Source organism: Propionimicrobium sp. BV2F7 (genome assembly GCF_000510445.1).
Classification (GTDB): Bacteria; Actinomycetota; Actinomycetes; order Propionibacteriales; family Propionibacteriaceae; genus Propionimicrobium; species Propionimicrobium lymphophilum.
On the sequence record NZ_AZIS01000005.1, the window covers coordinates 500,944 to 519,363 of the forward strand.

Annotated in this window: 20 protein-coding genes and 1 other RNA gene; 10 read left to right on the forward strand and 11 right to left on the reverse strand. The window is 56.2% G+C overall.

Annotated features, from left to right (window positions below):
* Positions 1-23 precede the first annotated feature (23 nt).
* Entirely contained in the window at positions 24-1,211 is a 1,188-nt protein-coding gene (gene glgA, locus HMPREF1255_RS08715) for a glycogen synthase (protein ID WP_036917798.1), read from the reverse strand.
* A gap of 150 nt (positions 1,212-1,361) precedes the next feature.
* On the opposite strand from glgA, the gene glgC reads away from it, so the two are divergent.
* On the forward strand, positions 1,362-2,585 hold the full coding sequence (gene glgC, locus HMPREF1255_RS08720; RefSeq protein ID WP_024111429.1) for a glucose-1-phosphate adenylyltransferase: 1,224 nt from the start codon (positions 1,362-1,364) through the stop codon (positions 2,583-2,585).
* A gap of 55 nt (positions 2,586-2,640) precedes the next feature.
* Here glgC and HMPREF1255_RS08725 read toward each other — a convergent pair whose 3' ends face one another.
* On the reverse strand, positions 2,641-3,291 hold the full coding sequence (locus HMPREF1255_RS08725) for an O-methyltransferase (protein ID WP_024111324.1): 651 nt from the start codon (positions 3,289-3,291) through the stop codon (positions 2,641-2,643).
* A gap of 63 nt (positions 3,292-3,354) precedes the next feature.
* On the opposite strand from HMPREF1255_RS08725, the gene dapA reads away from it, so the two are divergent.
* On the forward strand, positions 3,355-4,236 hold the full coding sequence (gene dapA / locus HMPREF1255_RS08730) for a 4-hydroxy-tetrahydrodipicolinate synthase (RefSeq protein ID WP_016456508.1): 882 nt from the start codon (positions 3,355-3,357) through the stop codon (positions 4,234-4,236).
* Between the two features lie 52 nt (positions 4,237-4,288).
* Here the strand turns inward: dapA and HMPREF1255_RS08735 are convergent, their stop codons facing one another.
* From HMPREF1255_RS08735 to HMPREF1255_RS08745, 3 genes are read right to left on the reverse strand one after another with little or no spacing between them, the layout of a single operon-like run.
* Positions 4,289-5,464: an Mrp/NBP35 family ATP-binding protein gene (locus HMPREF1255_RS08735; protein WP_016456507.1), complete on the reverse strand. Its 1,176-nt coding sequence runs from the start codon at positions 5,462-5,464 to the stop codon at positions 4,289-4,291.
* Positions 5,465-5,522: 58 nt separating this feature from the next.
* A complete protein-coding gene (locus tag HMPREF1255_RS08740) occupies positions 5,523-6,029 on the reverse strand; it encodes a DUF1003 domain-containing protein (protein WP_016456506.1) in 507 nt (168 codons plus the stop codon).
* Complete coding sequence (locus HMPREF1255_RS08745; protein WP_016456505.1) at positions 6,026-7,300, reverse strand: magnesium transporter MgtE N-terminal domain-containing protein; 1,275 nt, start codon at positions 7,298-7,300, stop codon at positions 6,026-6,028. Before HMPREF1255_RS08745 ends, HMPREF1255_RS08740 begins: the two co-directional genes overlap by 4 nt.
* Before the next feature lie 146 nt (positions 7,301-7,446).
* Between HMPREF1255_RS08745 and HMPREF1255_RS08750 the strand changes: the two genes are divergently transcribed.
* The gene (locus HMPREF1255_RS08750) at positions 7,447-8,061 is read left to right on the forward strand and encodes a general stress protein (RefSeq protein WP_024111495.1); all 615 of its coding nucleotides are present in this window, start codon (positions 7,447-7,449) and stop codon (positions 8,059-8,061) included.
* Between the two features lie 58 nt (positions 8,062-8,119).
* On the opposite strand, the gene HMPREF1255_RS08755 is transcribed toward HMPREF1255_RS08750, so the two are convergent.
* Positions 8,120-9,598 carry an aminopeptidase P family protein gene (locus tag HMPREF1255_RS08755; RefSeq protein ID WP_016456503.1) on the reverse strand — a complete coding sequence of 493 codons (1,479 nt, stop codon included), beginning with the start codon at positions 9,596-9,598 and terminating at the stop codon, positions 8,120-8,122.
* A gap of 96 nt (positions 9,599-9,694) precedes the next feature.
* Here HMPREF1255_RS08755 and HMPREF1255_RS08760 point away from each other — a divergent pair, with 96 nt between their 5' ends.
* The 4 genes from HMPREF1255_RS08760 to rnpB all read left to right on the forward strand — a co-directional run bounded on the left by HMPREF1255_RS08760 (position 9,695) and on the right by rnpB (position 11,944).
* A complete protein-coding gene (locus HMPREF1255_RS08760; protein ID WP_024111561.1) occupies positions 9,695-10,459 on the forward strand; it encodes a ThiF family adenylyltransferase in 765 nt (254 codons plus the stop codon).
* 4 nt (positions 10,460-10,463) lie between these two features.
* Positions 10,464-10,787: a rhodanese-like domain-containing protein gene (locus tag HMPREF1255_RS09970; protein WP_016456501.1), complete on the forward strand. Its 324-nt coding sequence runs from the start codon at positions 10,464-10,466 to the stop codon at positions 10,785-10,787.
* A 33-nt stretch (positions 10,788-10,820) separates the two neighbouring features.
* A complete protein-coding gene (locus HMPREF1255_RS08765) occupies positions 10,821-11,537 on the forward strand; it encodes a zinc ribbon domain-containing protein (protein WP_024111305.1) in 717 nt (238 codons plus the stop codon).
* Between the two features lie 23 nt (positions 11,538-11,560).
* Positions 11,561-11,944, forward strand: an RNA gene (rnpB, locus tag HMPREF1255_RS09510) — RNase P RNA component class A.
* A gap of 50 nt (positions 11,945-11,994) precedes the next feature.
* Here the strand turns inward: rnpB and HMPREF1255_RS08770 are convergent.
* The 5 genes from HMPREF1255_RS08770 to HMPREF1255_RS08790 form a co-directional block, all read right to left on the reverse strand.
* On the reverse strand, positions 11,995-12,315 hold the full coding sequence (locus tag HMPREF1255_RS08770) for a hypothetical protein (RefSeq protein WP_024111555.1): 321 nt from the start codon (positions 12,313-12,315) through the stop codon (positions 11,995-11,997).
* Between the two features lie 30 nt (positions 12,316-12,345).
* A complete protein-coding gene (locus tag HMPREF1255_RS08775) occupies positions 12,346-13,023 on the reverse strand; it encodes a hypothetical protein (protein ID WP_024111456.1) in 678 nt (225 codons plus the stop codon).
* On the reverse strand, positions 13,020-13,463 hold the full coding sequence (locus HMPREF1255_RS08780; protein ID WP_024111366.1) for a hypothetical protein: 444 nt from the start codon (positions 13,461-13,463) through the stop codon (positions 13,020-13,022). Before HMPREF1255_RS08780 ends, HMPREF1255_RS08775 begins: the two co-directional genes overlap by 4 nt.
* Before the next feature lie 19 nt (positions 13,464-13,482).
* Complete coding sequence (locus HMPREF1255_RS08785) at positions 13,483-13,812, reverse strand: hypothetical protein (protein ID WP_024111617.1); 330 nt, start codon at positions 13,810-13,812, stop codon at positions 13,483-13,485.
* A gap of 108 nt (positions 13,813-13,920) precedes the next feature.
* Positions 13,921-14,640, reverse strand: coding sequence for a peptidase E (locus tag HMPREF1255_RS08790; RefSeq protein ID WP_024111571.1), 720 nt, complete (start codon positions 14,638-14,640; stop codon positions 13,921-13,923).
* A gap of 87 nt (positions 14,641-14,727) precedes the next feature.
* Between HMPREF1255_RS08790 and HMPREF1255_RS08795 the strand changes: the two genes are divergently transcribed.
* The 3 genes from HMPREF1255_RS08795 to HMPREF1255_RS08805 all read left to right on the forward strand — a co-directional run bounded on the left by HMPREF1255_RS08795 (position 14,728) and on the right by HMPREF1255_RS08805 (position 18,410).
* A complete protein-coding gene (locus tag HMPREF1255_RS08795) occupies positions 14,728-15,879 on the forward strand; it encodes a 5-(carboxyamino)imidazole ribonucleotide synthase (RefSeq protein WP_024111445.1) in 1,152 nt (383 codons plus the stop codon).
* A 12-nt stretch (positions 15,880-15,891) separates the two neighbouring features.
* Complete coding sequence (gene purE, locus HMPREF1255_RS08800) at positions 15,892-16,395, forward strand: 5-(carboxyamino)imidazole ribonucleotide mutase (protein WP_016456493.1); 504 nt, start codon at positions 15,892-15,894, stop codon at positions 16,393-16,395.
* A gap of 383 nt (positions 16,396-16,778) precedes the next feature.
* Positions 16,779-18,410: an MFS transporter gene (locus HMPREF1255_RS08805; RefSeq protein WP_024111436.1), complete on the forward strand. Its 1,632-nt coding sequence runs from the start codon at positions 16,779-16,781 to the stop codon at positions 18,408-18,410.
* Positions 18,411-18,420: the final 10 nt, after the last annotated feature.

Below are 18,420 nucleotides of genomic sequence, written 5' to 3' on the forward strand. Positions count from 1 at the left end.
TTACTTTGTCTAGGAAAGGTCTTTTACTTGGACTCGTAACGCTCGATCGCCTTCTTGTAGACCTCCACCGTCTGCTCGGCGATCTTCATCCAGCTGAATTCGTCGATGCAACGTCGCCTGCCTGCCTTGCCGAATTTCGCTGCGGTAGCCTCGTCGGTAACTAGCTGATTTACCTTCTGGGCAAAAGTCGACTCGAACTTCTCGATATATGCCGGGTCGTCTGCCTGCTTCGGGTCATAGGGGACGAGCAGACCGGTTTCGCCGTCCACGACGACCTCGGGGATGCCGCCAACAGCCGAAGCGACGACGGCGGTCTCTGCCGCCATTGCCTCGAGGTTCACGATGCCCAGCGGTTCGTAGATTGAGGGGCAGCCGAAAACCGTTGCATGGCTGATTACCTGGCGGACGCCATCGCGCGGTGCCATGTCCTTGACCCAGATGACGTCGTCACCCTTAATCTTGCGCAACTCATCGAGACTGTCGGAGAACTCCTGAGCGATCTCCGGGGTGTCCGGTGAGCTGGCCAGCAGCACGATCTGGGTTCCTTCTGCGAACTTCTGCGCTGCGTTAACCAGGTGGACCAGGCCCTTCTGGCGGGTAATGCGGCCAACGAAAGCGACAGACGGGCGGTTGATGTCCATGCCGATCTTGTCGCAGTAATCGTGCGCAGTTTCCGGGTAGAACTCTTCGGTGTCGATGCCGTTGAGAACCACGTGCACCTTATCCGGATCGAGCTGAGGGTAGGCCTCCAAAATATCGTTGCGCATCGCATTGGAGACGCCAATCACCGCGGAAGCGCCTTCGTAAGCAGTGCGCTCCGCCCAACTGGACAACTCGTAACCGCCTGCCAGCTGCTCGCGCTTCCACGGGCGCAGCGGTTCGAGCGAGTGGGCAGTAACGACGTGCGGAACCGACTTGTACAGGCCGCCAAGATGGCCGGCCAGGTTTGCATACCAGGTGTGCGAGTGCACCAGGTCAATGTCGGGAAGCGCATCGACCATGGATAAATCGGCGCCGAAGACACGCAGGGACGAGTTCGCGTCCGGCGGAAAGTTTTCCTGGTGGGCGGTCGCTCCGGGACGGTCTTCGCCCATGCACTGAACATCAACATCGATGAGCTTGGCAAGTTTGGGGACGAGCTGACCAACGTGGACGCCGGCGCCACCATAAATGTACGGGGGATATTCACGGGTAAGAATTGAAACGCGCATAACCAGATAGTCGCACATTTAGGGCTTTTGCGGTCTTGAACTACCAAAAATGGCTTCTGTTGCCGTGGGTCATCTTCAAGCCGTGCATCTGAATAGGCAACTTATTGCATATTCGACAAAAGGTTGCCTGCGAACAGGTAAGTTCAAACCATGGCCTCACCTAAAGTATTGTCATTAGTCCTTGCAGGTGGCGAAGGAAAAAGGTTAATGCCGCTCACAGGAGAGCGTGCAAAACCAGCCGTCCCGTTCGGCGGCACCTATCGTCTTATTGATTTCGTGCTTTCTAACTTGGTGAACTCCAACTTGACGAAGGTTGCCGTTCTAACCCAGTACAAATCGCACTCGCTCGACAGGCACATCTCGATCACCTGGCGTATGTCGACGCTCCTCGGCAGCTACATCACCCCCGTTCCTGCTCAGCAGCGTCGCGGAAAACACTGGTATGAGGGAAGCGCTGACGCTATCTACCAGTCGATGAACCTGATCAACGATGAGGACCCGGATTATGTCGTGGTCTTCGGCGCGGACAACATCTACCGGATGGATGTCAGCCAGATGCTTCAGGCGCACATCGATTCAGGGATGGATGCCACCGTGGCTGCTATCCGTGTACCGCGGAAGGAAGCCTCCGCTTTTGGCATCATCGATGCGGGTCCTGACGGCAAAATCCATGAATTCCTCGAAAAACCGGCCGATCCGCCTGGCCTGCCGGATAGCCCGGACGAAAGCTTCGCCTCCATGGGTAACTACATCTTCAGCCGCAAGGCTTTCGTGGAGGTTCTGGAAGCCGACAGTCAGGATCCAGATTCCAAGCACGATATGGGTGGGAACATCATTCCGACCTTTGTCGACGCCCAGTCCTGTGGCGTCTACGACTTCACGCAGAACAGGGTTCCGGGCTCCACCGAAAACGACCGCAATTACTGGCGTGACGTAGGCACGATCGACGCTTTCTTCGATTCGCACATGGATCTCATCTCCGTCGAGCCGGAGTTCAACCTGTACAACAACGAATGGCCGATCTGGACCAACCAGGTTCAGGCGCCGGGTGCCAAATTCACCCTGCATGGCACCGCTGAGAGCTCGATCGTTACAAGCGGTTGCGTCATCTCCGGCGGCGACGTCGACCATTCGGTGCTGAGCCCAGGAGTGCGCGTCGAAGCCGGCGCTAACCTGGACCGCTGCGTGATCATGGATCGCGCTCAGATCGGTAAGGATTGCACCCTTAATCACGTGATCCTCGACAAGAACGTAGTGATTCCTGACGGAGTCAGCGTTGGCGTCGATAAGGAAGCCGACCTGGCGCGTGGGTTCACCGTCTCCGAGGGCGGCATCACGGTTGTTCCGAAGAACACCATCGTCAAGCCGATCTAAGGCATCAAAGCAAAGAATCTCCCGCTTTTTAAGCGGGAGATTCTTTTATATTCGACTAATTTTTAAGGGCCGCAACCAGGCCGTTGCCGAGCGGCAGCATCGTGGGGGTGAGGGATTCCTCGTCGAGAATCGCCTGCAGTGCCTCGCGGATGATTAAGGCTTCGTCGGAATCATCCTTGGGGTTAGCAACCAGGTCGTTCCAAAGCGCATCATGCAGCACGAGAACGCCGCCGGTGCGTAGCAAACGCTGTGCCTGAGCAACATATTCGCCGTACTCGAGCTCGTCACCGTTAACGAACACGATGTCGTATGCGCCGTCGCGGAGATTGTCGAGAACCTCCATTGCAATGCCGGCGATCAGCCTGAAGTGGTGTGAGGCGTATCCCGCATCGCGGAAAGTCTTGCGTGCCTGTGCCTGCCATTCGGTCTGGCTGTCGATGCTGGTCAACACGACCTCGCCAGTCATGCCTTGCAGAAGAGATAGGCCGGAGACGCCGGTGCCCGTCCCGATCTCTACAACATTCTCTGCCTTGATCGTCTTCGCGATGAATGTAAGGAAGGCTAGAACGCCCTTGCTTGGTACAGGCGTGCCCGCCTTCACCGCGTTATTGCGGGCTTGCGCCACTTCTTCGGAGAGCGGCACGTAGTTTTCCGCGTATTCTAGCGAACGAGCGGTTAGGGGCTCGGAAATGTTCGAATCAGTCACACCGTAAGTTTAGCCGGATTTTTGGACTATATAATGAATATTCCTGCTAACACGAGGAGCAACATGGCTGAAGCAACATTGGGACGGCTGATCACCGCTATGGTGACCCCGTTTGACGACAATGGTGACGTTGACATTGCTAGAGCCCGCGAACTCGCTGCCAGGCTGGTCGATGAACAAGATAACGACGCGGTCTTGGTGAGTGGAACGACGGGTGAGTCACCAACCACAACCCCGAAGGAGAAGCTCCAGCTTGCTAAGGCAGTCAAGGAGGAAGTTGGCGACCGCGCCAAGGTGATCGCTGGCATCGGCAGCAACGACACGCGCGCCAGCGTCGAATTAGCTCGGGAAACGGCAAAGCTCGGAGTCGACGGGCTGTTGGCCGTCACGCCTTTCTATTCTCTGCCTCCGCAGGACGCAATCGTCTCGCACTTCAAGCAGATTGCAGATGCGACCGACCTGCCCGTCATTCTCTACGACATTCCGCATCGCGCGGGTCGGGAGATCGCTACCGAGTCGATGATGGAGCTCGCCGAGCACCCGAATATCTACGGCGTCAAGGACGCAAAGAAGGACGTCGCCGGAGCCGCGCGCGTCATCGCAGAGACCGACTTGGTCTACTACGCTGGTGACGACGCGATGGTGCTCTCAGAACTGTCCATTGGCGGCCAGGGGCTGGTCGGTACGTCCACTCACTTCACCGGGCGCCGAACAAAGGAACTAATCAATGCGTGGTTTTCAGGAGATCAAGCTAAAGCGTTGAGCATTTACCAAGAGCTGCTGCCGGTTTACACCGGAGTGTTCGCCACTCAGGGAGTCATGATGGTTAAGGCCGGTTTGGCCCATCAGGGTTTCTCCGTTGGCGGTCTTCGCGCTCCGCTCTTGGATGCGCCCGCAGAACTGGCCGAAGAATTCGGCAAGCTGCTAGACGAAACGAATCTTTAAGAACAAAAGTCGGTGCCAGCTAAATGTTGGCACCGACTTTTTTTATGTTCATTTAGTTTTGTACGCCCAGGTTGAGAGGCTTGCCGACGATCGACTTCTTGGTTTTTGCGATCTGCTTTGCCAGCTCGATGAAGGCTGCGCCAGCAGGGCGATCGGGGGCTCCCATGACAATCGGGGTGCCCTTTTCGCCGCCTAGAGCCACTAGCTGATCCATCGGGATCTGCGCCAGCAGAGGAACGGGCTTAGCGAACTTGTCGGTCAACGCGTCGGAAACCTGAGCGCCGCCGCCGGAACCGTACAGCTCGAGTTTGAAGGGCTCATGGCAGTGTGGGCAGGTGGTCTCCAGCCAGCTCATATTCTCGATGACGCCCAGAGCGTTCTGGTTCAGCATCGAGCCCATGGTGCCGGCGCGCTCGCTGACCTCCGCAACGGACGACTGTGGGGTGGTAACGACAACCATCTCGCTGCCCGGCAGCTTCTGGCCGATGGTCATGGCGACGTCACCAGTGCCCGGGGGCAGATCGATGAGGAAGTAATCCAGATCACCCCAGAAGACGTCCGCAAGTAGCTGGGTGATCGCGCGATCCAGAATCGGGCCACGCCACGCGATCACCTGATCACGACGCTCCTTAAGCATTCCCATGCTGATCACCTGAACCTGCGCTTCGACACCGTCGGTTGCCTCCATGCGGACTGGAACCGGCATGATCATGTTGTCCATGACTGTCGGGCGGGCGTCCGTGATGCCCATCAGGTCGGGGACCGAGTGACCGTAGATATCGGCGTCCAATAGGCCGACCTTGCGGCCGAGCCTGGCAAGCGCTAGCGCAAGGTTTACGGTGACCGAGCTCTTACCGACGCCGCCCTTGCCGGAGGCGACAACGATGACGCGAGTCATGTTGCCCGGCTTGTTGAAGATGATCTGGTTTTCCGGCTTATCGCCGCGCAGCTTCGTGGTCAGCTCTTTGCGTTGCTGATCCGTCATTGCGCCCATGTGCACCTTGACGGATTTAACGCCAGGCACCTGCTCGATCGCGGTTTTAGCGTCGTTCTCTATGGTGTTCGATAGCGGGCAGCCGGCTATCGTCAGCAGAATCGTCACCTCAACATCGCCGTCATCGGTGACGGTGAGGTTGTCGATCATATTCAGTTCGGTGATCGGACGGTTGATTTCTGGGTCTATGACTGTGGTTAATGCTTCCCACACACTTTTATTTAGATCTGACACGTACCTTTTCTACCTGAATTTGTTTTAATAACCCAGAGTCGGAGGTATTAACCTACCCTTAGTTTCCGTCGTCTTGGGCTGGCTCGTCTTCCTTATCTAGCTCCGCTAGAAGCTCGCGTAGCTGATCGCGGATCTCGTTGCGCACGAAGTCTCGGGTGGCTAGCTCTCCAACATTGTTGCGCAGCGATGCGATCTCGCGTGCCAGGAAGTCCATGTCCGCACGGCTCTGAGCCGCCACTCGGCGATCCTCCTGAGCGCTTCGTCGGTCGCGGTCCTCTTGACGGTTCTGCGCCAGAAGAATCAGGGGAGCGGAGTATGCGGCCTCGATGGAAAGCATCAGCGTCAGCATGATGAACGAGGGGGCCTCGTCAAACTGCCACGGCGAGATGGTGTTCCACAGGATCCAGGCCACGATGAACACCGACATCCAAATCAAGAATGATGGGCTGCCCATGTAGCGGGCGATCCATTCGGCGAACTGACCGAATGATTCCGAGTTGATCTTTAGCTTCGGCTTCCAGCCCCTGGTGCGTCCGGGGGTGTCTAGACGGGTCTGTTCGCTCACTCTTCTGCCTCCTCGGTTTCGCCATCCATCTGAGCGCCACGCCAGTCAGGCGGCAGCATATGGTCGAGCAAGTCGTCAACCGTAACGGCGCCTACCAACTGCTGGTGCTCGTCTACGACTGGGGCAATCACGAGGTTGTAGGTGGCGAAGTAGCGGCTTAGGTCGTATAGGTTTAGGTCTGGCGACACCGGTTCGATCTCATCGTCGACCATTCTGCCGGCCATCAGGCTCGGTGGCTCTCGCAACAGACGCTGGATGTGCACCGCGCCCAAGTACTTTCCTGTCGGCGGGTCGTGTGGTGGGCGCGTTATGAAAACCATCGAGGCTAGAGCCGGCGTGATGTCGGAGTTGCGCACCTTGGCAAGGCAGGTGGCGATGGTGGAATCGGCGCTGACGACGACTGGCTCCGGCGTCATCATGCCGCCTGCAGTCAACTCTTCATACTGCAGCAGGTTACGCACGTCTCGGGCGTCCTCCGGCTGCATTCGGGCGAGCAGGTCCTCCGCCATTTCTTCTGGTAGATCGTTAATGAGGTCGGCCGCGTCGTCCGGGTCCATCTCTTCCAGAACGTCGGCTGCTCGTTCGGCTTCCAAGGTTTCCAACAGGTCGACCTGCTCGTCACTAGGCAACTCCTGAAATGCGTCTGCCAGCAACTCGTCGTCCAACGCAAGAGCGATTTCCGACCTGCGGTCAGGTTCCATGTCGTGCAGCTCTCGAGCCACATCTGCAGGGTGCATCTCGGCCAGCTCTGCGACCTTGGAGTGCGTGCGCTGCTGATCTGTCCAGACGTACTTTGCGACATCTAGCCACTTGCGTGTGACGATCGGGCCGTATTGGGGGATGCCAAAACGCCTGGACTTGACCTCGCGGAGGGCGACTTCGGTGAGCGCCCAGTCGCGGTTTCGCACCTGCGCCATGGCGATATCGTGGACGAGCGCGCGCTCTAGTTTATTCTCAGCATCTGTGCGTTCGATGACCCGATCGAACATGTCGTCGATCACCAAAACTTCGCTGGAGCGCTGTTCGAAACGACGGGTATCGACCTGGCCCCCAATCACAATCTGAGTCGCGTCGATGGACCTGACCCTGATCATCGGGACGAAAATTTGTCTTCGCGCAAACAGCTCGACGACAAGGCCTCTTACCCTGGGGTTCTTGCCCAGCCGGGCCTGGACCACGGCATCGCGGACCTTGCCGACCTGTTCGCCACGGGCGTCCAACATCGGGAGGCCGCGCAGCTTACTGATGAAAACGGCTGAAGACACACTCACAAGCGAAATCCTACCCTTTGGAGTGAGCAATCAGGGCCTTCATTAGGCCCTGGTCAAACCAAAACGAATCGCTAACTCACAAGTTCTTCAAAGTTGGCTCACAGGTTGCTTGTCTAGTCTGGGCTAGTACCGAATTGGAGGAACACATGCCAAACCGAATTAACATGGACTCGGCTGCCCGAATCAAGGGCGCCACGGCGATAGCCATCTATGACGAATATTCCGACGCGCAGCGCGCAGTCGATTACCTGTCGGATCGGGAGTTCCCCGTCGAATACTGCACTATCGTCGGCACCGATTTGAGGTCTGTAGAGAAGGTGACGGGCAGGCTCACCTGGGGCAAAGTGATGGGTGCTGGTGCCCTACAAGGCGTGATTTGGGGCATTGGCCTAGGTCTTCTGATGATGCTGTTCTGGCCGGGTGCCGGGCTCGCCACTTTGGTCATGGCGGTAGCAATCTTCATCTTGATCAACCTCATCACTACGGCGATCACCTATCAGGTTTCAGGTGGCAACAGGGACTTCACTTCGACGACTGCCATCGTCGCCACCCACTACGAGATTCTTGTTGACCGTCAGCACGCAGCTAAGGCTCGCTCGATCTTAGCCGGGCCGACCTACACGGGCACTCCTAACCAGGTGGCTCAGCAGGATGCCGCCGCTTCGCAGGACCTGAGCAGCTGGGCTCCGCCGGCGGCACCTAGCCCGCAGCCGGATGCAAGTCAGACCCCTCAGCAGACGTTCGATCCGCGCGGCAACTAGCAAACTCAAAAAATTAGGCCTGGTCGGTTTTCCCGACCAGGCCTAATTTTGTTTCGGTCTAATTCAGTAGGCCTGCCATCCAGTCCTCTACATCCTTGCTGGAGCGGGGGAGCTGATCGGACAGGATCCTCGCCGCGCCGTCAGTGATCAAGATGTCGTCCTCGATGCGCACGCCTATTCCGCGTAGCTCCTCGGGCACCATCAGATCAGTGGACTTGAAGTAGATGCCGGGCTCAACAGTGATGACCATACCGGGCTCAAGCTTGCCTTGGCGGTACACCTCGCGCCGGGCAGCAGCGCAATCGTGAACGTCCAGGCCGAGGTGGTGGCTGGTGCTGTGCACCATCCAACGCCTCCACTGGCCGCCCTCCGGGCTCAGCGCCTCTTCCGCGCTGACGGGCAAAATTCCCCATTCTTCGAGCTTGCGAGCTATTACCGAGACCGCTGCGTAATGCACGTCGAGGAAGTCAGCTCCTGCGCGCGCAGCCTCAATGCCTGCGGACTGAGCCTCATAGACCGCGTCGTAGACCTTGCGCTGAGCATCCGTGAACTTACCGTTGACCGGCATAGTGCGGGTGACGTCAGCCGTGTATAGCGAATCCAGTTCGACGCCGGCATCCATCAAAAGCAGGTCGCCGTCCTTCAGGTCCCCATCATTAACGATCCAGTGCAATGTGTTTGCGTGGTCTCCGGAGGCGGCGATGGTGTCGTAACCAACGGCGTTTCCACGGTGCCTTGCGTGCAGACCGAAGACGCCCTCAACCCAGCGCTCGCCACGGCCGTTCTTCACGGCATTAGGGAATTCCTTCACGACTGCCTCGAAGCCTACCGCTGTCGCCTCACAGGCTTCGACCAGCTGCGCCACCTCGAAATCGTCCTTGATGAAGCGTAGTTCACTGAGAGCGGTCTCGAATTCTGCGTCTTCTTTGTCGCCCCTGCCACGCCACTGGTCTACCCTGTCGGCAAGCTCCGGACTGGCCTCGCGAAGGATCCTCGTCGGTGTGGTGGAAGCCGCCTGGCGTAGGTTCATTTCGAGATCACTGATGTCCATAGTGTTGATAGCGCCAAGCGCGCTCATCTCTTCCAGAGACTCTCGCTGGCCGACCCACATTTCGCCGTAAGTAGAGTCGGCGTAAAACTCCTCGTCCGTGCGGGGGACCCTAGGGTGGAAGTAAAGATTGGCATCGTGCCCGCCGGCGCTCGGCTCCATCACCAGAACCGCGTTGGGTTCTCTGTCGGTGCCAAGGCCCGTCAACCAAGTAAATGCGCTGTGTGGACGGAAACGATAGTCGCAGTCGTTGTTACGAACCTGAAGGTGCCCTGCAGGAACAATCAGTCGTTCGCCAGGGAACATCTCGGAAAGCTGCTGACGGTGCTTGGCGGCATTGACTGCACCCGCGATTGGCTTAGGAAGGTTCGGATCGTACGGCTGCCAATCCTTGCAGATAAACTCCTTGAAAGCCTCAGAGAATCTGCTCTGCCTGTTGGCTATTTCAGTTTTTGGGCTGCCCTTCTGCTCTGGGGTCGTCTCGTTCATCAAAATCCTTTTCACTAGCTAACATCGAGTCTATGTCGCGAAAGCTGCTTTTCGTTCATACGCTCAGTGGTTAACCATAATCAGTTCGGAGAACAGATGATCTCGCCAAAAGAGAAACAGAGAATTTCTAGACAGTTAGTGCTGCCAGGTTTTGGCGTGGCGGCTCAAGAACGACTCGCCAGTGCTCATGTCGTGGTGATAGGCGCGGGAGGCCTCGGCGGGCCGCTACTTTTGTCTTTGGCCGGGGCAGGCGTCGGGAAAGTGACAATCGTCGATGACGACGAGGTCAGCCTTTCCAATATTTCCCGTCAGATTCTTTTCAACGTTGGCGACATCGGAGAATCGAAGGCCCGCCTTGCCGCAGAGAAGCTTTCCAAAATGCACCCGGACGGTAGTTTTCTTGCCGTTACCGAGAATTTCAGCCCAGAAAACGCGCTAAAACTAGCGTCCGACGCGGATCTTCTTGTCGAAGCGAGCGACAACTTCAACACGAAATTCTTAAGCGCAGACGTCGCGGAAGTCACCTCTACTCCTCTGGTTTGGGGCTCAGTGCTCAGATTCGAGGGGCAAGTTGGTCTGTGCTGGAGCGGTGAAAGAGTGGTGGATGGAGTTGGTTTCAGGGATCTGCATCCCGAGCAGCCCTCTTCCGATCTGATCCCCGACAACGCGAAGGTTGGAGTGCTTGGCGCATCCACCGGGGTCATCGGCAACTTGATGGCCACGGAGGTAATCAAATTCATTGTTGGAGTAGGCGATTCGCGGCCAGGCCTGCTGCTCAGCTACGACGCTATGAGTGCCAGGCTGATCCGTTCTCAGGTGGTCGCTAACAGCTCAAGACGTCAGCTGCGCAAGCTAGGGTGATTGCATGTTGAAAAAGGAATCCAGCGCAGACGAACTGTTAGCGATGATCAGATCGGGCGAAGCAGTGGCCTTGGATGTCCGCGAGGACGACGAACGAGAGGCAAAAGACTTATCGGTGCCATCTGAGCACCTTCCGCTTTCTCGCATGAGCGAGCAAGTTTTCGACGATTTCCTCACAGCTTTGGGCGCAACTACTAAGGTCGTCATCTACTGTGCCTCGGGAGGTAGGAGTCAGCGAGTGGTAAACCACTTCTCTGATAAAGCCGCTAAGGCTGGCGTCGAGCTGCTTAATCTGCCCGGTGGTGTGCTTAAAAACGCCGGTAAATAAAGCAGTTGGCTAACGCTGGCATAATATGGCCCTATGCAAGCAGAACCTCGCCACCAACGTGTCCTTCTCGATTTAGCCAAACTCGATACCGAGGCAGCGCAGCTCCAGCACCGCAAGCGAACGCTTCCGGTGCTGAAAGAGCTCTCAGAGCTTGCCGGTGAGCGCAAGAAGCTACTCGAGGAGGTCGTGGTCGCAGACACCAAGGCCAGCGACACGAAGATGATCCTAGATCGAGTCGACGAAGACTTAGAACCCGCAAAGGCGAGGCTGAAGCGAAACGATGAGCTGGCCCACACGAATCTGCCGCACAAGCAGATTCAGGCCATCCTCGACGAGAGTGAACACCTCAAAGGCCGCATCGCCGAGTTAGAAGAACAGCATCTGAGCGCAGAAATTGACGCCGAAGAGGCCAGCGAAAAGGCCGCGGCGCTAGCTAAGCAGCGCGTCGACATCGAGACAAAGATGAAAGAACTGATCGTAGAGCGTGACGAGCAGGGCAAACAGATCGATGCTGACTACAAGGCCAACCGAGACGAGCGCGCCCAAACCGCTAAGGCAATTCCCGAGGCGTTGTTGAACGTCTACAACAAGATCTCTCAGCGAAACATCTACGGCGCAGCGCCATACAACAACGGTCGCTGCGGTGGCTGTGGGCTGGAACTCGACGCGACAGACAAGAAGCGCGCCCAGGAAGCCAGCCCCGAAACCGTGCTTCGCTGCGAGGAGTGCAGTCGAATCTTGGTTCGCTGATCGCGCTATACTTGTCGCTCGGATGAGTCGGCCGGGTGATCGCGGCGAAAGCTGAGGAAAGTCCGGGCTCCACAGGGCAAGGTGGTGGGTAACGCCCACCCGGGGTGACCCGCGGGATAGCGCAACAGAAAGTAGACCGCCTAGTTTGGCCTTAGCGCCACACGGGTAAGGGTGAAAGGGTGGTGTAAGAGACCACCGCGACGTCGGCGACGGCGTTGGCATGGCAAGCCCCACCTGGAGTAAGACCAAGAAAGACGCACTGCGTCTGCGACGGCTTAAGCTGCCCGCCTAGCCGTCGGGTAGGTTGCACGCCGGCGGCGCAAGTCGCCGGGGAAGGCTGCCGGTAACGGCAGTCGCAGATGGATGATCACCGATTACAGAACCCGGCTTATAGGCCGGCTCGTCCCTTACAAATTCAGCAGCCTGGTCTTTAACATGTCGTAATCCTCTTGGGTTATTAGCTTCTCGTCAAGCATTTTTTGGCCTTTCGGAGATGCTCCAATGCGTCTGGTGAGTCCTGCCGATTGAATCCCCCCCCTGCCTTGGACTGACGTATGAAGTTGCGACCACGGCTTCCGGAAAGCGTGTTGGCCATGGTGATCAGCCCGAAGTCCTGCGGCACGACGATCTTCGAGCCGTTGGAGATTAGAGCTGCTGAGTGTTTGGTGTTGGAGCCCCTGCCATTATCTGTGCCGCGCATAACGCCGCTGGCAACAGCGGTTGTCGGTGGCAGAGCGTCAGGAACTGTTCCAAAGTCGAGCCACTGGTCGGCGAACATGCCCGATATTGCGCCGTTGAAGGCATTTAATTAATGCCATGTTTTATCCCTAACTTCACTGTTTTGATTCATTGGTGGAAGAATTTTTTTATCCCACATCTTCAGGTTTGAAACCTCAACTTTTGTTTCTTTTCTAAAATCGTGTTCCTCAGCCAAACTGAGGGCGAGTTTGTTCAAAAAATGCGGCGCGCTGACGAAAGCAAAGAGACAAGCGGGGAGTGTCAGTGCGGACCACAACATCATCGACTGGCGCAAGCCCAGAGCAGCCAATAGCGGAGCAATCATCGAACCGATAAAGGTCAACACGACGAAAGTGATCGGTGGGGCTAGCAGAACCACTACCGATGATTTCTTGCGATCGTAGGGTACCGCTCCCACGGTTTCTTTGGTCCGGCCATTTACCGCGAGCAAATAGTGCCGGCGAACGTCTTTTTCGACCTCAGCGAAGGTGTATAACCAAACTGGTAGGTAGATGGCTAACCAGCGGCTGCCGGTGGTGTCGAGTTTGGCATCCATCCAATCGACGCCTAGATCGTATAGGTCAACGGTTTTCTCAACCTGGTCGCTTGCCAAAGTCGTAAGCTGCCAGTCAGCGATCTCTCGCAGTTCGGACAAGTTCTGTTCGCGACTATCCGCGGAAAAACCGCGCAGATAGCTTGCCTCGAACGCAACCGCGTTTTGGGTGTCATAGGGTTGCAGGACGTTCACGACGTGCGTCGGCAGACCTCCGTCATAAAAATCGACCGCCTGCTCATCATTCGTCCAGAAAACGAAAGTAACGAGAACTGCCCTTGCCGGGCGTTGCCCTTACTTTTTGAAAGGCTGCCCCACTTTTTGGTCGATTCGATTGCAAGGTCGTCGACCGTCAGGTCTAAATCACGGGCGCCGCTGAATTCTTGCCTTGAGGCGCGGCTTGCCTTGTCGTAGCGCCTGCCTTGGATCCTTTTCTTTCCGATTCCGCTGGCACGAACATGAAGATTGGCGTCCAACAGGATATACGGCAGATAGACACCTCGGATGCGTTCTAGTGTAAGGCTGGTTTCGAAGTCCGACTGAATTAGTAGCCGGTGCTTGGGTATATACTCCTGCATCCTGGTCAACGCGGTCTCGCGGCTGACGCTAAACGGCAAGATAAGATCCGGAAACATCCCATTTGGGATCTGATGATTAACGGATAGCGTCTGCCGACACCAGTGGCACCCTAGTCTCGAGCTTTTGCGAGGTGTTTATCATCACCTCACCGCCGCAGCCCTGACACTTTATGGTGACCGAATCGAACTTCGGGTCAGTATCCTTGGCGCCGAAACCAACCTGGCGACATACGATATTCAAATCGTTCGTGGAATGCTCCGGAAGGAGCTTTGGTGCCCACTCGTATCGGCAAAACTTACAAACCCGTTTTCCCACAGTGACGACAATCTCAGCGGATCCGTATCGAGGGCACTTATTTAGCCCGTGATCACCCCAGATGCCACCGTGGGTGTTCGAGTCAGCCATGGCCATTTCCGACTTTCAGGTTCGCAACATATATTTCTGAAAATCATTTCAGGCCAGGATTAAAGGCAGGTTAAATTCTCGTTTAACGAAAGTTAATTTGGCCTGTTTCTAGATGAGTTCCGCGTTTAGCTGCTGGGTGGTCAAGCCGCTTGTGCCGGGCTGCAAGCTGTTCATGAAGTGGAGTACGCGCGCATCCTCGCGTTCGCTGATGACTTTGTGAAGCTTGCCGTCGACCCAGTGGATTGCCGCGCCGTCATCGATCGCGTAGCCGTCGGGCAAGATTCCGCTAGCGATGGCGTCCGTATAGGCCCCAGCGCGCCCTTCTTCGCCCTGGAAATGCGGGCAGAAGCTGCCCTCCAGCAGGCCAAGACCGCCGCGCCAAGGACGCATCGGGCCGAACGAGTCGGTCAGGCAGCCTTCGAACCAGCAGCAAGCACCGGCGGAAATGCCGGCGAAAATGGTGTCTTTTCCGTTGGAGGCCATCTGTTTGAGAACCGCATCTACCCCGTGTGCTTTCCAAAGTGCCATCATGTTTACCGTAGAAGACCCGCCTCCAACGAAGACGATGTCGGCCTCGGGTAGCCTCTCGATTGCGTGTGCTGCGCCCGTCCAGAGTGTTAGAACCATGGTTCTAACACCAAGCACGCCGTAGCTGACAAGGAACTTGTTGATATACGTCGCGTCGTCTGCTGAAGCTGTCGGAATAAAGCACACCAACGGGGCCTCCACGCTCGACAATCCGACTATGTAGCGATCGAGTGCGGTAGGTGAGCCGGTTGGGGACATAGAGAAGCCGCCGCCTCCGGCGGTGATGATGTGCGTGGTCATGTCTGAAGTTTCGCAGATTTTCGGGTCGCATAGGAAGTGTTTCCGCTGATTAGCCCTACATAACTCAATTTTCTATGCTTAAAAACTGTGAACCAGAGCGTAGGCGTTATCGGTGCCGGCCAGCTTGCAAGAATGCTTGCTGCCCCAGCAATCGGTTTAGGTATTTCCATGAAGCTCCTTGCCGAGGGCGAGGGCATGTCAGCCAATCAGGTCTATTCGGACGTGACGGTCGGTGATTACACAGACGAATCAGCCGTCATAAATTTTGCTAAGACCGTGGACGTGATCACTTTCGATCACGAACACGTCCCCACTTCTCTGCTGCGCAAATTGCAATACATGGGCGTAAAGGTCAGCCCGGGCCCGGAAACACTCGTCTATGCGCAAGACAAGCTTGCAATGCGCGAACGCCTAACAAAAACCCTCGACGCGCCAGCACCCAAGTGGCGGCACTGCAAGGACCAAAACGAGTTGGTGGACTTCGGCAACGAGATCGGCTGGCCGATCATTGCTAAGGCAAGCCGAGGCGGTTACGACGGGCACGGGGTCTGGAAGATAGCTAGCCCGGACGAAGCGAATGTTCCCTTCGAGGAGTCTCTAGACGTCAGCGCGGGTGAAAAAGTCCATATCATTGGCGAGGAACTAGTTGATTTTTCTCGAGAGCTTTCCGCTATCGTCGCTAGGACGCCAAGCGGTCAGGCGGTTGCCTACCCGATCAGTGAGACGATCCAAACCGATGGGGTTTGCGCCCAAACAATCACACCCGCTCCAGGGTTGAGCGTTGAACAAGCCACTGACATCACCAGGCTCGCGCTAGACATCGCCGACGATCTAGGCGTGGTCGGTCTGTTAGCCGTGGAACTGATGCAGCGCAAAGACGGCTCGGTGGTGATCAACGAGCTAGCTATGCGTCCGCATAACACCGGGCACTGGAGCATCGACGGCGCCCACACCAGCCAGTTCGAGAACCACCTGAGAGCTGTCTGCGATTTGCCGCTAGGGGATCCCTCGACCAGAGCTCCCTGGACCGTAATGACGAACGTGCTAGGTGGCCGAGACCTGAACGGGGGACTGCTGCACCTGTTCTCTAGAGATCCACAACTTCGTGTGCAGCTGTACGGCAAAGAGCCGCGCCCTGGGCGCAAACTGGGTCACGTAACTTGTTACGGAGAAGATCTTGCTGATGTGCGTGAACGAAGCGAGAGCGCGGCAAAATACTTGATGACAAAGACTCTCTGAGGGAAGGTAAGCATGACTGACAAAGCAAGAGTGGGCATCGTGATGGGCTCCGATTCTGATTGGCCGACCATGGAACCCGCAGCAAAGGCGTTGGAAGAATTCGGCATCGGGTACGAGGCCGACGTCGTATCAGCGCACAGGATGCCGGAGGATATGGTCAAATATGGACGTCATGCTCATGATAGGGGGCTGCAGGCAATAATCGCAGGCGCTGGTGGCGCGGCTCACCTTCCTGGGATGCTTGCGGCTCTTACTCCGCTTCCAGTCATCGGCGTTCCGGTGCCGCTGAAACACCTCGACGGCATGGATTCACTACTTTCGATCGTCCAGATGCCCACCGGCGTCCCGGTGGCTACGGTAGCCATCGGTAATGCGCGCAATGCGGGGCTCCTGGCAGTACGAATTTTGGCTAGCGCCGATGAAGATCTTCTTACTAAGATGGTCGATTTTCAGAAAGACCTCCGACAGATAGCGCTCAAGAAGGGCGAGAGGGTCCGCTCTGGGCAGGTCAATTAGTTATAACAAACTTCGCGAGGAGAACCCAGGTTAGTTAGAAAAGTTTGGTCGCTGAGGTTTTTCATTCGATAAGTGCCTCGATGTGCTTTATAAAAATGCGATTATTGCGCTCAATGCGAAATTTTGATGTGAATATACATTTGTAGTCACATTTTCGCTTAAAACTATAAGTCTTTATGAATTGCTTGCAATTATGAGGATGAGAACCTGATAGTGGCATCATCCAATTCACTTATTTTATTGTTGTGGAGTAGCAATAATCGGTAAAAGATTTGCTAGTTCTGCGCCAGTTCCGCGTACATGGAGGTATGGCCGAACCGCGGATCTGAGCAGCAAACATCCTTTGAGGAGTTTGCTTGCCAGGAAAATACGGGAGGACAAGGATGTCTGAGCAAAAAGCTATTTTGCCCGATGGGCATGTTCCTGAAAGCAGTGAGATTTCAGGTTTAGTGCAGCGAATCAAGGCCGCGGGTAAGCACCGTAGCCCGCTGGTTCTCGCAGCCGTTGCAACTATGGGCTCCCTGCTGTTTGGTTACGACACCGGTGTCATCGCCGGCGCATTGCCCTACATGTATCTCCCAGAGGCAGCAGGTGGCCTTCAACTTGATGCCTTTACTGAGGGCCTAGTTACGGCGACCCTGGCTCTTGGTGCCGCTTTTGGCGCTCTGCTTGTCGGACTGATCAACGACAAGATCGGCCGTCGCCGCTCCATCATGCTGCTGGCTGCGTTATTTTTGGTCGGCACATTAGGCTGCACGTTCTCGGTCAACGTCTTCATGATGTACCCGTTCAGGTTTATCCTGGGCATGGCTGTTGGTGGCGCCTCTTCGACGGTTCCGCTATACCTGTCTGAGACTGCTCCGAAGAAGATACGTGGTCCGCTGGTTGCGGTTGACCAGTTCATGATCGTTTTCGGTCAGTTCATCGCATTCGTTATGAACGCCGCTATCGCTCACATGAACAGTGCACCACAGGTTGTTGTAGAAAACGACCCCTCCGGAAAGTTCCAGAAGGGCGACGTTGTTCTTTGGGACATTCTGAAGTCCATGCCAGACGTAACCGTCATGGAGGGCAACGGCCACGCATGGCGCTGGATGCTCGTTCTTGCCACTATCCCGGCTATTGCGCTGTGGATCGGCATGCGCATGATGCCTGAGTCGCCCCGTTGGTATGTAGCTAACAAGCGTTACTACGAGGCCATCTCCTCGATGAAGCAAATTCGCACCGAGAAGAACGACGTCTCCGGTGAGGTAACGGAGATGATAGAGCTCGAGCGTAAGCACGATCTGGAATCTAAGGAAGCGTGGACGCTGGGCAGAGGCCTTAGAACACGTTGGACAAGACGGATCATCATGATCGGTGTCGTCCTGGGCATCATGGACCAGTTGACCGGTATTAACACCGCTATGTGGTACATGCCGAAGATTCTGCACGCTGCAGGCTTCTCGACCGCTGATGCGATTACACTGAACGTTCTGACCGGTTTCATCTCCGCTGTTGGTTCCGGCATTGGCCTGATCATTGTCGCGAAGTTCATGCGTCGCAAGGTAGGCATGTTCCAGGAGGCTGGCATTGCTGTTTCGCTGCTAGTCCTGGCTGTAGTGTTCCACTTCGGCGTTGAGCCGCACATGGGCCCCGACGGAAACATCTCCGAAGCCGTTCCGGTATTCATTCCTTGGCTTGTCGTCGCAATCGTTTCGGTGTTCGTGTTTATCAAGCAGTCCTGCACCGTGACCTGGGTTATCTTGGCTGAGATTTTCCCGAACAAGATTCGTGGTGCAGCGCAAGGTGTATCGGTATTCTTCCTGTGGCTGTTCAACGCAATCGTTGTTTTCACCTTCCCGCTCCTCATTAATGGGCTTGGTGGTGCGAAGACCTACCTGATCTTCGGTCTGATAAACGTCGGTTCCTTCCTCTTCTACTGGCTGGTAGTTCCTGAAACCAAGATCTACTCGCTGGAAGAAATTGAAGAGAGGCTGCTCAAGAGGTACTCTCGCTTAGGCGATGAGACCTAAATAAATACGC